The organism is Cupriavidus sp. C3SS-1 (genome assembly GCF_057073755.1).
Genome location: NZ_CP172700.1, coordinates 33,362 through 47,153 on the forward strand (window position 1 = coordinate 33,362; position 13,792 = coordinate 47,153).

13 protein-coding genes are annotated in these 13,792 nt (G+C 66.5%); 10 read left to right on the forward strand and 3 right to left on the reverse strand.

Features of this window, described 5'->3' with window-relative positions; genetic code table 11:
- The first annotated feature begins 127 nt into the window (after window positions 1-127).
- The gene (locus ACIGJC_RS16100; RefSeq protein WP_483712952.1) at window positions 128-3,289 is read left to right on the forward strand and encodes a transglycosylase domain-containing protein; all 3,162 of its coding nucleotides are present in this window, start codon (window positions 128-130) and stop codon (window positions 3,287-3,289) included.
- Here the strand turns inward: ACIGJC_RS16100 and ACIGJC_RS16105 are convergent.
- Together ACIGJC_RS16105 and ACIGJC_RS16110 are read right to left on the reverse strand one after the other, a co-directional pair.
- The gene (locus ACIGJC_RS16105) at window positions 3,262-3,513 is read right to left on the reverse strand and encodes a GlsB/YeaQ/YmgE family stress response membrane protein (protein ID WP_483712954.1); all 252 of its coding nucleotides are present in this window, start codon (window positions 3,511-3,513) and stop codon (window positions 3,262-3,264) included. The genes ACIGJC_RS16100 and ACIGJC_RS16105 overlap by 28 nt on opposite strands.
- A 156-nt stretch (window positions 3,514-3,669) precedes the next feature.
- On the reverse strand, window positions 3,670-5,226 hold the full coding sequence (locus ACIGJC_RS16110) for a methyl-accepting chemotaxis protein (protein ID WP_483712956.1): 1,557 nt from the start codon (window positions 5,224-5,226) through the stop codon (window positions 3,670-3,672).
- Between the two features lie 229 nt (window positions 5,227-5,455).
- Between ACIGJC_RS16110 and chrA the strand changes: the two genes are divergently transcribed.
- The 9 genes from chrA (at window position 5,456) to mhpD (ending at window position 12,725) form a co-directional block, all read left to right on the forward strand.
- Window positions 5,456-6,709 carry a chromate efflux transporter gene (gene chrA, locus ACIGJC_RS16115; RefSeq protein ID WP_483712958.1) on the forward strand — a complete coding sequence of 418 codons (1,254 nt, stop codon included), beginning with the start codon at window positions 5,456-5,458 and terminating at the stop codon, window positions 6,707-6,709.
- A gap of 146 nt (window positions 6,710-6,855) precedes the next feature.
- Entirely contained in the window at window positions 6,856-7,047 is a 192-nt protein-coding gene (locus ACIGJC_RS16120) for a hypothetical protein (protein WP_483712960.1), read from the forward strand.
- Window positions 7,048-7,285: 238 nt separating this feature from the next.
- Complete coding sequence (locus tag ACIGJC_RS16125; protein WP_224080921.1) at window positions 7,286-7,603, forward strand: hypothetical protein; 318 nt, start codon at window positions 7,286-7,288, stop codon at window positions 7,601-7,603.
- Between the two features lie 26 nt (window positions 7,604-7,629).
- The gene (locus tag ACIGJC_RS16130) at window positions 7,630-7,962 is read left to right on the forward strand and encodes a hypothetical protein (RefSeq protein ID WP_483712962.1); all 333 of its coding nucleotides are present in this window, start codon (window positions 7,630-7,632) and stop codon (window positions 7,960-7,962) included.
- A gap of 92 nt (window positions 7,963-8,054) precedes the next feature.
- Window positions 8,055-9,092, forward strand: coding sequence for a TRAP transporter substrate-binding protein (locus tag ACIGJC_RS16135; protein ID WP_483712964.1), 1,038 nt, complete (start codon window positions 8,055-8,057; stop codon window positions 9,090-9,092).
- Window positions 9,093-9,182: 90 nt separating this feature from the next.
- On the forward strand, window positions 9,183-9,704 hold the full coding sequence (locus ACIGJC_RS16140; protein WP_483712966.1) for a PPC domain-containing DNA-binding protein: 522 nt from the start codon (window positions 9,183-9,185) through the stop codon (window positions 9,702-9,704).
- A gap of 24 nt (window positions 9,705-9,728) precedes the next feature.
- On the forward strand, window positions 9,729-11,621 hold the full coding sequence (locus ACIGJC_RS16145; RefSeq protein WP_483714434.1) for a TRAP transporter large permease: 1,893 nt from the start codon (window positions 9,729-9,731) through the stop codon (window positions 11,619-11,621).
- A 7-nt stretch (window positions 11,622-11,628) separates the two neighbouring features.
- Window positions 11,629-11,922 carry a YciI family protein gene (locus tag ACIGJC_RS16150; RefSeq protein ID WP_483712968.1) on the forward strand — a complete coding sequence of 98 codons (294 nt, stop codon included), beginning with the start codon at window positions 11,629-11,631 and terminating at the stop codon, window positions 11,920-11,922.
- Between the two features lie 8 nt (window positions 11,923-11,930).
- Window positions 11,931-12,725, forward strand: coding sequence for a 2-keto-4-pentenoate hydratase (mhpD, locus tag ACIGJC_RS16155; RefSeq protein WP_483712969.1), 795 nt, complete (start codon window positions 11,931-11,933; stop codon window positions 12,723-12,725).
- Between the two features lie 13 nt (window positions 12,726-12,738).
- Here mhpD and ACIGJC_RS16160 read toward each other — a convergent pair whose 3' ends face one another.
- Window positions 12,739-13,629, reverse strand: a complete 891-nt coding sequence (locus ACIGJC_RS16160) for a LysR substrate-binding domain-containing protein (protein ID WP_483712970.1) — start codon at window positions 13,627-13,629, stop codon at window positions 12,739-12,741.
- Window positions 13,630-13,792: the final 163 nt, after the last annotated feature.

Consider the following 13,792-nt stretch of genomic DNA (forward strand, 5'->3'; position numbering starts at 1 on the left):
TGCGCGCCCGTTCCTACTAATATTCAGTTAGAGCGGGTTCCCCGATAGGAAACCCGCTGCCCTTGCACTCGGGACCGGCGTGAAGACCGCGCCGAGAGTGCCGGTAGAAGAACGGGATGGCCAAAACGTGGCACGACGTGGCTGGATCTTCGCTGGCTTGGCAGTCGCCCTCTGTGGGGGCGGGTATGTCGTGTTCAGCCTTGTTTCGAATGAAGTGCGCAATTCGCAATGGCAGGCGCGCTACCTTGGCCGCTTTGCCAGCGAACTGACCTTCGACGTCCAGCCCGGGGCCAGCGACAGCATCCGCTTCCCGCATTCCGGACCGTACGACGACCGCATGGGCTATGGCCGGCTGCCGCTGTTTGCCAAGCGCCTGGGCGCGCGCGGCTACGTGCCGGCCGAACAGGCGCGCATGTCGCCCGAAATGGTCCGGCTGATGGACCAGGGCATCTTTCCCCCTTACCGTGAAAAGAACCAGGCCGGCCTGGTGCTGCGCGACTGCAACGGCATGACGCTGGCGTTCGAGCGCTATCCGCAGCGCCAGTACGACGATTTCGCGGCCGTGCCTCCCGTGCTGGTCAGTTCGCTGCTGTTCGTCGAGAACCAGGGCCTGCTCAATCCCGAATACCCGAGCATGAATCCGGCGCTGGACTGGAAGCGGCTGTCGCGCGCGGTGATCGACCGCGCGATCCGGCTGGCCGACCATTCGCACGATTCGCCGGGCGGCAGTACGCTCGCCACGCAGATCGAAAAGTACCGGCATTCGCCCGAAGGCCGGACCCAGTCGATCCCGGAGAAATTCCGGCAGATGGCCTCCGCGTCGCTGCGCGCCTACATGGATGGCCCCGACACGCAGCGTGCGCGCGAACGCATTGTGATGGACTACCTCAATACCGTGCCGCTGTCGGCGCGGGTCGGGTTCGGTGAAGTCAACGGGATCGGCGATGCGCTGTGGGTCTGGTACGGAGAGGACTTCGGCGAAGCCAACCGCCTGATGAAGCAGATGGATTCGGATTCGCGCGCGCCGACCGACCGCCAGGCGCAGGCGTACAAGCGCGCGCTGTCGCTGATCATCTCGCAGCGCCGGCCGTCCTATCACCTGCGGCGCGACGATACCAACCTCGACGCGCTCACCGGCAGCTACCTGCGGCTGCTGGCGGCCAACGGCATCATCACGCCCGAACTGCGCGATGCGGCGTTGCGGCAGCCGCTGGACAAGGCGGCGCCACCGGCCAGGCCGGAGCGCGAGCCATTTGTCACGCGCAAGGCGGTCAACCGCGTGCGCGCCGACATCGGGCGCCTGACCGGCGTGGACAGCCGCTACGACATGGACCGCCTGGACCTGACCGCGGACAGCACCATCAACCGCGAGGCGCAGCGTGTCGTCACGGATACGCTGCTGCGCATGAGCGACAAGAACGTCGCACGCGCCATGGGGCTGTACGGCCACAACCTGCTGCGCGACCAGGACGATCCGTCCAAGCTGATGGCGAGCTTCACGCTGTTCGAACGGGTCGGCAACGCCAGCGTGGTGCGTGTGCAGGCCGACAATATCGACCAGCCGTTCGACATCAACAGCGGCGCCCGGCTCAACCTGGGTTCCACGGCCAAGCTGCGCACGCTGGTGACCTACCTCGAGATACTGAGCGAGCTGCATGCGCGCTATGTTGGCATGAGCAAGGAAGAGCTGGCCGGCGTGAAAGTGGCGAAGCCGGACGCGCTCAGCCGCTGGGCGATCGACTACCTGTCCAAGGCGCGCGCGCCGCAGGACCGAACGCTGGCGGCCATGCTGGACGCCGCCATGGAGCGCAAGTATTCGGGCAGCGCCGGCGAGGGCTTCTACACCGGCGGCGGCTTGCAGAGCTTCACCAACTTCGAGCGCTGGGAAGGCGAGCGCATCATGACCGTGCGCGTGGGCTTCCAGCACTCGGTCAACCTGGTGTTCATCCGCATGATGCGCGACATCGTGCGCTATGAGCTGTTCCACGGCAAGGTGGACATGAGCGACATCTTCGAAGACCGCAACTCGCCAGAGCGGCGCGTCTACCTGGAGCGCTTCGCCGACCAGGAAGGCAGCGCCTACATGACCAACTTCTACCAGCGCTACCGCGGCAAGGACGCCGACCAGCGCCTGGCCACGTTGCTGAGCCGCGTGCGCGTCAGTACGCCGCACTATACGGCGGTGCGCATGTCCGTGACGCTGCTCAGCGCGCGTCCGGATCTCGACGAGGAAAACTTCGAGCGCATCATGCGCGCGCACATGACGGCCAAGCAGCTCGCCGGCGAAGACCTGGCGGCGCTGTACAGCAAGTACGGCCACGACAAGTTCAACCTCAATGACCGCGGCTACCTGTCGCGCGTCCATCCGCTCGAACTGTGGATGGTCGAGTACATGGACAAGAACCCGGACGCCACGCTGTCGCAGATCCTGGACGCCAGCAAGGACCAGCGCCAGTACGTGTATCGCTGGCTGTTCCGCTCGCACAGCAAGTACGGGCAGGACAACCGCATCCGCACGCTGCTGGAGCAAGAGGCCTTCCAGCGCATCGCCAGGCGCTGGCAGCGGCTGGGCTATCCGTTCGACGCGCTCACGCCTTCCTACGCCACCGCGATCGGCGCATCCGGCGACCGCCCGGCCGCGCTCGCGGAACTGGCCGGCATCATCCTGAGCGGTGGCATGGCCACGCAGACGGCGACCGTGCGTAGCCTGGACTTCGCCGCCAATACCCCCTACGAGAGCCGCTACGTGCTGCAGCCCGAACCGGGCAAGCGCCTGCTGTCACCGGAGATTACGGCGCTGGTGCGGCGTTCGATGCTGGACGTGGTCGAACGCGGCACGGCCAAGTCGATTGCCGGCGCCTTCGTGGCGCCGGGCAAGGGTGGCGCGCCGATTCCGATCGCCGGCAAGACCGGTACCGGCGACCAGCGCTTCCAGACCTATGGCCCGGGCGGGCGGCTGATCTCGTCGCGTTCGGTCAATCGTTCGGCCACCTTCGTCTTCACGCTCGGCGAGCGCTTCTTCGGCACCGTGACCCTGAACGTGAAGGAGCCTTATGCCGCGCGCTACAGCTTCACCAGCGCGCTGGCGGTGCGGGTGCTGCGCTACCTGGCGCCGCAAGTGGCGTCCATGGCGGCGCCAGGCGGTGAACAGGCCCTGCTGCGCTGCCGTGACTGGTCGCAGGAGATGCGCCTGCCGCGGACCGAGGCCCAGGCGCCGGCGCCCGAAGGCGCCACCGCTTCGGCGGACCTCGTTAAGGTCGATCAGCCTCTGCGGCGCACCATGCCATAAAGCACCAGCAGGATGATCGCGCCGATTACCGACGCGATCCAGCCCGCGGGCTGGCCCGGCTGGTACCAGCCCAGCGAGCGGCCGATGAAGCCGGCCACCACCGAACCCAGGATGCCCAGCAGGATCGTCATGATCCAGCCCATCTTGTCGTCGCCTGGCTTGATGGCCCGTGCAATCAGTCCCACGATCAGGCCAACGAACACGGTGCCAAGGAATGCCATCATGATCTGCTCCGGCTTGTGGAAGGGATCGCGGCGGCGCTGATCCGGGCCGGGTCCGGACCGGGTCCGAACCGGGTCCGTTAGCGGCCCCCGCTGCGATCCATAATAGACGCGGCCAAGGCAGGCAGCATGTCCGCGCTGTTGCGGGGCCTCGGCCGTTCAGCCGCCCGCCAGCCTGAACTGGCTCACCGCGTGGTGCAGGGCGGCGGCCTGGTCTTCCAGCGACGCTGCCGCCGCCGCCGCTTCTTCGACCAGCGCGGCATTCTGCTGCGCCATCTGGTCCATCTGCGACACCGCCTGGCTGACTTGTTCGATGCCGCCGGTCTGCTCCTCGGTCGCGGCCCGCATTTCGCCCATCAGGTCGGTGACGCGCTTGACTGCCTCGACGATCTCGTCCATGGCCTTGCCGGCGCCTTCCACCAGTACGGCGCCGTCTGCCACACGTTGCGCCGAGTTGCCGATCAGCGCCTTGATTTCCTTGGCGGCCGTGGCGCTGCGCTGCGCCAGCGTGCGCACCTCGCCGGCCACCACGGCGAAGCCGCGGCCCTGTTCGCCGGCGCGCGCGGCTTCCACCGCGGCGTTCAGCGCCAGGATGTTGGTCTGGAACGCGATGCCCTCGATCACGGCGATGATGTCGACCACCTTGCCCGACGCGTCCTTGATGTCGCCCATGGTCGTCACCACCTGGCTGACGATGCCGCCGCCGCGCACCGCGATCTCGGACGCGCCCTCGGCCAGCCGGCTGGCCTGGCGCGCATTGTCGGCGCTCTGGCGCACGGTGCTGGTGAGCTGTTCCATGCTGGCCGCGGTTTCCTGCAGCGAGGCCGCCTGTTCCTCGCTGCGGCGCGACAGGTCGGAGTTGCCGGTGGCAATCTGCTTGGCCGCCCCCGCAATGGCGTCCGCCGAGCCGCGAATGCTGCCGATCGCGCCGGTCAGGCGAGACTGCATCTGCTGCATGGCGAACAGCACGCTGTGTTCGTCGCCCTGACGCACGTCGACGCGGGTAGCCAGGTTGCCTTCGGCGATGCGCGCGGCAATCTGCGACGTGAGCGCGGGCTCGCCGCCGAGCTGCTTCTGCAGGCTGCCCGCCACGCGCAGCATGACCACGGTCATCAGCGCGCCCACGCCGAGCAGCAGGCCCAGCGCCTTGTACAGCGCGACGCGAAACTCGGCCTGGATGTCGTCGAGGTAGAAGCCGGCGACGAAGATCCAGTCCCATGGGCGAAAGTTCGCCACATAGCTGAGCTTGGCCTGCGGCTCCGCGGCGCCGGGCTTGGGCCAGAGATACTCGACGAAGCCCTTGCCCGCGCCTTTGCCAATGGCGGCCATGTCGCGGAACAAGTAGGTGCCGTTGGCGTCTTTGGTGTCCTCCATCTTCTTGCCGTTCATCTCGGTCTTGAACGGATGCATCAGCACCTGCGTGTCGGAGCGCATCAGCGTGAAGTAGCCATCGGCGCCAAAGCGCATGGCGCGCACGCGCGCCACCGCCTGCTGCTTTGCCTCTTCCTCCGGCAACTTGCCGGCCCGGGCCAGCGCTTCATATTCAGCCGCGACCGACACCGCGGTGTCCGTCACGTGGGCCAGGTCCAGGCGGCGCTCCTCAAGGCGCAGCGCGCGCATCTCCCACGCATTCCACAGCGTGATGCCAAGCAGGCAGACCCAGCTCAGCACCAGTGGCAGCAGTAGCTTTTTCCTCAGACTCATGTTTTGCAGCATTGCCTTGCTTCCTCCATACGCTCGGTGTGTCGGACTTTTTGCCGTCCGTCACCGCCATATCGGCGGCCGTCCTGCTAACTTGATTGGGGTAAAACCACCCATGGAAGGGGTAGTGTCTATTGCCACGGCAAAAAGTGCAGACGTCGTCACGGCGAAGGCTGCTGGCGTCGCCTACAATCGGCGTCGGTCCGCAACTGGCGGATCCCCAACGTTCCGGCAAGGAGAAAGCATGGCAGCGCCGCCACGCAACCCGATGACGCAACCCGATGCAGTCGACAGCAGCGAGCACAACGACGACACGCACCATCACGGTGCGCTGTCGGTGTTCCTGGTGTTCCTGCGGCTGGGGCTGACCTCGTTCGGCGGACCGGTGGCGCACCTGGCGTACTTCCGCGCCGAGTTCGTGACGCGCAGACGCTGGATGAGCGAGCGCGCCTACGCCGACCTCGTCGGCCTGTGCCAGTTCCTGCCCGGCCCGGCCAGCAGCCAGGTGGGCGTGGCGCTCGGGTTGTCGCGTGCTGGTTATGCCGGCGCGCTGGCGGCATGGACCGGTTTCACGCTGCCGTCGGCGGTGGCCATGATCCTGTTCGCGCAAGGGCTGTCGGCGTGGGGAGCGGCCGTTCCGGCGGGATTGCTGCACGGCCTCAAGCTGGTGGCCGTGGCGGTGGTGGCGCAGGCGTTCTGGGGCATGGCGCGCAGCCTGTGCCCGGACACGCTACGTGTCACCATCATGGCGATTGCGGCGTGCCTGGCCGTGGCGTTGCCGGGCCCGTGGATACAGGTGGCCGTCATTGCCGCCACGGCAATCGCCGGCCTCGTGCTGATGCGCCCGCAAGCGGACTTGGCGCATGACCCCTTGCCAATGCCCGTCAGCCACCGCGCGGGCGTTGCCGCGCTGCTGCTGTTTGCCGTGCTGATGGCCGGGTTGCCGCTGCTTGCGCGGCAAGCGGGCGCGGGCGGCCTGCAGATGTTCGATGCGTTTTTCCGCGCCGGCGCGCTGGTCTTCGGCGGCGGCCATGTCGTGCTGCCACTGCTCGATGCGGCGGTGGTGCCAAGCGGCTGGGTCGGACGAGATGCGTTCCTGGCCGGCTATGGCGTGGTGCAGGCCATGCCCGGCCCGCTGTTCACGTTTGCCGCCTTCCTGGGCGCGGCCATGCAGATCGAGCCGTCCGGCTGGGCTGGCGGGCTGCTGTGCCTGGTGGCCATCTTCCTGCCGGGAGTGCTGCTTGTGGTCGGCGTGCTGCCGTTCTGGGAAAGCCTGCGCCGCAGCCGGCGCGCGCAGGCTGCGCTTGGTGGCGTGAACGCCGGCGTGGTAGGCCTGCTGCTGGCCGCGCTGTACCAGCCGGTGTGGACCAGCGCGGTCCATGCGCCGCTTGATTTCGGGCTGGCCGTGGTGGCGCTGGTGGCGCTCGTATTCTGGCGCCTCCCGCCATGGCTCGTGGTGGCGGTGGCCGCTGCTGTGGGCTGGGCCAGCGGCCTTTGAGTGCCGGATAGGACGCCGGCGCCGCCGCCGATTTCGTCGGAACCATCCCTGTCAACGAATTGTCAACAACCTGACCTAGGGTCAAAACCTGGCGTACAGGTTTCCCTGAGCCCGAGCATGCCTGGAATCACCTGAAGGAGGTTGCCATGTCGGTCAAACTCAGGTGCTGGTCGGAAGATGGCGAAGAAGTCATCGACGTTCCCCAGTCCACGCTGGCCGCGCAGGTTGCGCAGCTGGCGCAGGACGGCGCGCAACATGCGCCCGATGCACCGCAGGCGGCGGAGTTCACGAAGTGGACGATGCCCGATGATCCGGACCGCTACGCAGACTTTGCGTAGCCCATGTGGCACCCGGCGCATGCTGCCGGGTGCCGTTCCACACAACATACCCTTCCCCCTCCACCGGACAGGCCGCGGGCATTAGCACATGCCGCCCGGCCTGCGGCTTGCCCATCCCGCTACTCCGGAAAATCTGATATCTCGCTTTTCGCATAGGACGCGGTCTCGCGTTTTCATATGCTTCGGTCATCGCGCTGCACCCTTCCAAACGCGGCGAGAACGATGACTGGAGACATCAATGCCCTTGTTCCTGAACGAAGTCTGGCTTGGCGATATCAAGCCCGAACTGATCGAAGAGGCCGTGACCTTCTTCGGCAACCTGAGCGTCGGCACCAAGCCCGACAACCTCCCGCCCGATTTGCGCATGATCGCCGGCCCCTGGCTCTCGGCCGAGGAGGCCAAGGTGATGTTCATCTTCGAGATCGACGACCCGTCGACGATGTTCGATGCCTACGCCGAGCGCGTGGTCAGCGGCCTGTTCGCGCGGCGCAAGCTGACGCTGCTGTCCGGCTGGGACCAGATGAAGGCCTATACCGACCGCGTCGCCAGCGCCTGATCCACATCGAAACAAGGAGAACGAACATGCCGAAGTTTTTCAATGAAGTGTGGCTGCGCGATATGTCGCCCAAGACCATGCAAGGGGTCGTGGACTTCCTCGGAAACCTGCGACAGGGCGTGCGCCCGCATAACCTGCCCGGCGACCTGAAGCTGCTCGCGGGCCCGTGGCTGTCCAATGAAGAGGCGAAGGTCTATTTCGTGTTCGAGATCGACGATCCGACCGAGACCTTCGAGGCCTTCGCAGAACGCGTGGCCGACGGGCTGTTCCTGAAGCGCCGCCTGACGCTGATCCAGGACTGGGATGGCGCGCGCAGCTTCTCGAAATACCTGAGCGGCCGGCCGCTGAAGGCGGCCTAGGCACGGCAGGCGCACCCTGCCACAGGCGGCCCCGGTGGCCGCCACCGCGCGACAGCGCAGGACACTACAAGACCGACCGCAGGAGACAAAGAATGAGCGGTATCAACAGCGGGCGCCGGCTGGCGCTCAAGCAGGGTATTGCCCTGGCGGCGGGCTCTGCCGCCTCCGGCCTGATGCTCCACGCCCCCGCGCGTGCGGCGGGGCAGACCTACAACTACAAGCTGGGGATCGCGCTGGACGCGACGCACCCGACCACGGTCAACCTGACCGCTGCCGCCGCCGAGATTGCGCGGCTCTCCAACGGCCGCCTGAACATCCGCGTATTTCCCAACAGCCAGCTCGGCAGCGACACCGACATGGTGTCGCAGGTGCGCTCGGGCGCCATCGACCTTGTCAGCACGGCGGGCCTGATCTGGGGCACGCTGGTGCCGGCCGCTTCCGTGAGCGGCATCGGCTTTGCGTTCCCGAGCTACGAGCACGTCTGGAAGGCCATGGACGGCGAACTCGGCGCGCACATCCGCGGCGCGTTCACGAAGGTCAACCTGATGCCGTTGCCGAAGATCTGGGACCACGGCTTCCGCCAGGTCACCAGCAGCAACCGGCAGATCAACACGCCGCAGGACCTGAGCGGCTTCAAGATCCGCGTGCCGCTGAGCCCGGCGCTCACGTCGATGTTCAAGGCCTTCGGTGCCGCGCCTGCCGGCATCAATATGGCGGAGACGTACACCGCGCTGCAGACGAAGATCGTGGACGGGCAGGAGAACCCGCTGACCATCCTCGGCACACAGCGTCTCTATGAAGTGCAGAAGTACTGCTCTCTGACGTCGCACGTCTGGGACGGTTTCTGGCTCGTTGCGAACCTGCGCACATGGAACGCGCTGCCCGATGACCTGCGCCAGCTCGCCGCCACCACGTTCGATACCTACGCGGTCAAGCAACGCCAGGCCGTGGATGCGCTCAATACGCGCCTGCGCGAAGAGTTGAAGGGGCGCGGCATGGTCTTCAACCAGCCGGACGTGAAGGCTTTCCGCGACTACCTGAGCCAGGCCGGCTTCTACCGCGACTGGCAGAAGAAATTCCCGGCCGAGACCTGGGCCATGCTCGAAAGGTACGCCGGCAAGCTGGTCTAGCCACGGCAACGTTCCCCTGTCGGTATCCGCCGGCCGGTGGCGCTCCGCCACCGCCATGCCGGCGCTCACACTCAAAAATCTGGAGACATCATGGCATTCATCGCGCGCGTGGCATCGCTCATCACGCTGGGCTTCACCCTTTCCTGCATGGGCACGCAAAGTGCCGCGGCACAGGAGGCCAAGGGCAAGTACATGAAGACGCCGACCGGCTACCTGATGGTGCTGCGGCACGGCGACAACGTGCTGCAGAACCTCGAGCAACTGGCGCGGGAAGAGAAGATCCCCAGCGCCAGCTTCGTCGGTATCGGCTTCATGCAGGAGGCGACGTTCGGCTTCTACGACTTCGGCCGCAAGCAGTTCGACCCGAAGACGTACCGCAATGTCGAGATGGCCAATATGACCGGCTCCATCGCGTGGAAGGAAGGCAAGCCTTCGATCCACGCGCACGGCACGGTGACGGACGGCACCTTCCAGGGCGCCGGCGGCCACCTGCTCGGGCTGACCGTCGGCACTGGCTCGTGCGAGATCACGGTCACGGTCTATCCGCAACGGCTGGAGCGCTTCGTCGATCCTGAAATACAGGCCAACGTACTCGGCTTGCCGCAGCAATGACGGAGGCGGGACATGTCCACGCATATGGTCGATATCAACGCCCCGCGCATGGAGCCCGATGCGGGGGCGCTACCGGGCGGCACCGCCGCACGCATACTGCGGCTTGCCGACAAGGCGCTGGGTGTGATGACCGAAGTGCCGGCCGCGCTGCTGGTGGTGGCCGAGGTCGGCGTGCTGTTCAGCGGCGTGCTCAGCCGCTATGTCCTGCACACGCCGCTGGTGTGGGTCGATGAACTGGCTTCGCTGCTGTTTATCTGGCTCATCATGCTCGGTGCCGCAGTCGCGTTCCGGCGCGGCAGCCACATGCGCATGACCGCGCTCGTCGACGCGGCGGCACCGAAGTGGCGGCCCGTGTTCGAACTCGTGGCGACCGTGGCCGCGCTGACCTGGCTCGCGCTGGTCGCGCATCCGGCGTGGGAATTCGCGAGCGAGGAAGCGGCGGTGACCATGCCGGCGCTGGATATCTCCAACGCCTGGCGTGCCGCCGCGCTGCCGCTCGGCATCGCGCTGATCCTGCTGATGAGCGTGGTGCGTCTGTTGTCCACGTCGAGCTTGCGGATGGCGCTGCTGTCGTTGCTTGCGTGCGGCGCGGTGGTCGGTGTCCTGGTCATGCTGCAGCCGGTGTTCCAGGGGCTCGGCAATGCCAACCTGCTGGTCTTCTTCGTCGGCATCGTGGGCTTGCTGGTCTTCACCGGCGTGCCGATCGCGTTTTCGTTCGGCCTGGCCACGTTTGGCTACCTGTCGCTGACCACGTCGACGCCGACCATCGTCGTGATCGGCCGCATGGATGAAGGCATGTCGCACCTGATCCTGCTCGCGGTGCCGATGTTCGTGTTCCTCGGCGTGCTGATCGAGATGACGTCGATGGCGCGCGCCATGGTGCAGTTCCTGGCCAACCTGCTCGGCCACATCCGCGGCGGCCTGTCGTATGTGCTGATCGGGGCGATGTATCTCGTCTCCGGTATCTCGGGCTCCAAGGCGGCGGATATGGCGGCTGTGGCGCCTGCGCTGTTTCCCGAGATGAAGAAGCGCGGCGCCGATGATGGCGACATGGTGGCGCTGCTCGCCGCAACCGGCGCGCAGACCGAGACGGTGCCGCCGAGCCTGGTGCTGATCACCATCGGGTCCGTCACGGGCATCTCGATTGCCGACCTGTTCACGGCGGGCCTGATGCCGGGCATCGTGCTGGCACTGGTGCTGGGTCTCGTGGTCTGGTGGAAGGCGCGCAAGTCGGGCGCCGCGTGCAGTGCGAAAGCCACGCGCGCCATGATCGGCAAGAGCCTGGTGGTGGCACTGCCCGCGCTGGCGCTACCCTTCGTCGTGCGTGCCGCGGTGGTGGAAGGCGTGGCAACGGCGACCGAGGTCTCGACCATCGGCATCGTCTACGCGCTGATCGTCGGCCTGCTGGTGTACCGCAAGCTGGACCTGCGGCAGCTCTGGCCGGCGCTGGTGGATACGGCCGCGCTGTCGGGCGCGATCCTGCTGATCATCGGCACTGCCACCGGCATGGCGTGGTCGCTCACGCAGTCCGGCTTCTCCGGCGATCTGGCTGCGGCCATGGCGCAGCTGCCAGGCGGGGCGCCGGCATTCCTGGCGGTCTCCATCATCGCGTTCGTGCTGCTGGGCAGCGTGCTGGAAGGCATTCCCGCCATCGTGCTGTTCGGGCCGTTGCTGTTCCCGATCGCGCGCCAGCTTGGCATCCATGACGTCCATTACTCGATGGTCGTCGTGCTGGCCATGGGCATCGGCCTGTTCGCGCCGCCGTTCGGGGTTGGCTACTACGCCGCCTGCGCCATCAGCCGCACCAAGCCGAGCGAGGGTGTGCGCCATATCTGGCGCTACATGACTTTCCTGTTCATCGGCGCCGTCGTGGTCGCGGCCGTGCCCTGGATCTCCACCGGTTTCCTCCATCACTGATCGCCCCATGAAATTCGCAGCCTTCGTCGAGTACGCCAACGAGCCCGAGCGCATCGCGCAGTTCCGGCCCGCCCATCGCGCTTATCTGCAGGACCTGTTGCAACGCGGACGGCTGGTCATTGCAGGCCCGTTCGCCGACGGCAGCGGCGCCCTGTTCGTGTACGAGGCCGCCAATGAAAACGAGGCCAGCAAGCTAGCGGCCAATGATCCGTTCGCGAAAGCGTCGCTGTTCAGGGGCATCGTCATGAAGCCCTGGAAGCTCGTGTTCGCGAGCACCGACAACCTGACCCCTGCATTGTGAGATCGAACATGAGCACGGATAACACCATCCTGCAAAGACTGGCCACGTCGCTGCGCGATGCGGCACAGGAGCGCCAGCCGATCGCGCCGGTGCGTGAAGCACTGGCCGATATGGGCGTGGAGGGCGCCTATGCGGTTCAGGACATCAATACGGCCTACTACCTTGATACCGGGCGGCGGCTGACGGGCCGCAAGATCGGCCTGACATCGAAATCCGTACAACAGCAGCTTGGCGTCGACGCACCCGATTTCGGCATGCTGTTCGCCGACATGGAACTCGCGCCCGACGAAGAGGTGGCACTCGGGCGCGTGCTGCAGCCGAAGGTGGAAGCCGAAGTCGCAGTGGTGCTGGAGCGTGACCTGAAGCATGAACAGGTCACGCTGTCGCAACTGATGTCGGCCATTGCCTATGTGCTGCCGGCCGTAGAGATCGTGGGCAGCCGCATCCGTGACTGGGATATCCGCCTGCTCGACACGGTGGCGGACAACGCGTCATCGGGTCTGTACGCGCTCGGCACGCAGCCGAAGAAGCTCTCGGAAGTGGACCTGCGCACGTGCGGCATGCTGATGGAGCGCAAGGGCGAGGTGGTTTCGCTCGGCGTGGGCGCGGCCTGCCTGGGCCATCCGCTCAACGCTGCGCTGTGGCTGGCCCGCAAGATGGCCGGAGTGGGCCGGCCGCTGCACGCGGGCGACGTCATCATGACCGGCGCGCTCGGCCCGATGGTGACCGTTGCGCCGGGCGATATTATCGACACCACCATCGCGGGCCTGGGCGTCGTCCGCACGGCCTTTGCCTTGAACTGAACGGGATTCGGGCTCAGTCCTTGCGCGTCAGCTTCCGGATCAGGTCGATCACGGTCCGGCTGGCGTAGGTCAGCGGACGTTGCGTGCTGGTGGCCAGCACCAGCGTGCGCGTCAGGACCGGATCGATGATGCGGCTCACGGCAATGCGTCCGAGCTGCATCTCGACGGCCACGGCCTGCCGCGTCAGGATCGTGTACGCGGCGCCATTCGCGACGATCTCGCGCATGGCGGTCAGCGAATCGACCTCGATCTGGGTGTTCAGGTGGACGCCCGCCTTCTTCGCCTCTTCCAGCAGCATCATGTGGAAGCCGTCGGGCGCGCCGGGCAGCACGAGCGGCAGCGCCGCGGCATCGGCAAACCGGCAGCCTGGCTTGGCGACATTCGGGTCGCCGGCCCGCGCGATCAGGTACAGCTCGTCGGTGGCGAGCTTTTCGTCGGTCTTGTGGATACGCTCGCCGTAGCGCGAGAACACGCCCACGTCGGTGCGGCCGCTGGCCAGCGCCTCTTCGATATTGCCCGCGAACCCCTCCATCAGGCGCAGCTCGATCTTAGGGAAATCCGCGCGCACGATCTGGAACAGCGGGCCGACGATCTGCTGCGTGATCGACGCCTGCAAGGCCAGCCTGACGGGCCCGCTCGGGACTTCGGCCCGGTCGCGGATATCGTTCCTGAGCAGTTCGAATTCGCCCAGCAAGGTCTTCACGCGCGGCATGATCGACTGCCCGAACTCCGTCAGCACCACGCCGCGCCCGGTGCGATAGAACAGCTTCGCGCCGAACTCGCTCTCCATTCCCGCAATGTGCTTGCTGAGCGCGGACTGCGCAATGCCGCGCGACGCGCAGACCTTGCTCAGGCTGCCGGCTTCGACGATGTCGGATAACAGTTGCAGGTGCTTGATGTCCATCGCCTGATTGCGTCTGTGGGGTCGTGTCCGTGGAGCCGCTGGAGGGCCGCGCGGTGGCGACGATTGTAGCGAAATGGCCCGTCTCGCAACGCCACTTCGCGGCGCTTTCCCGAGCGTGGCGCGAAAGCAGCGAAGGGCGCCAGCCTGTACCATCGCGTCTGGT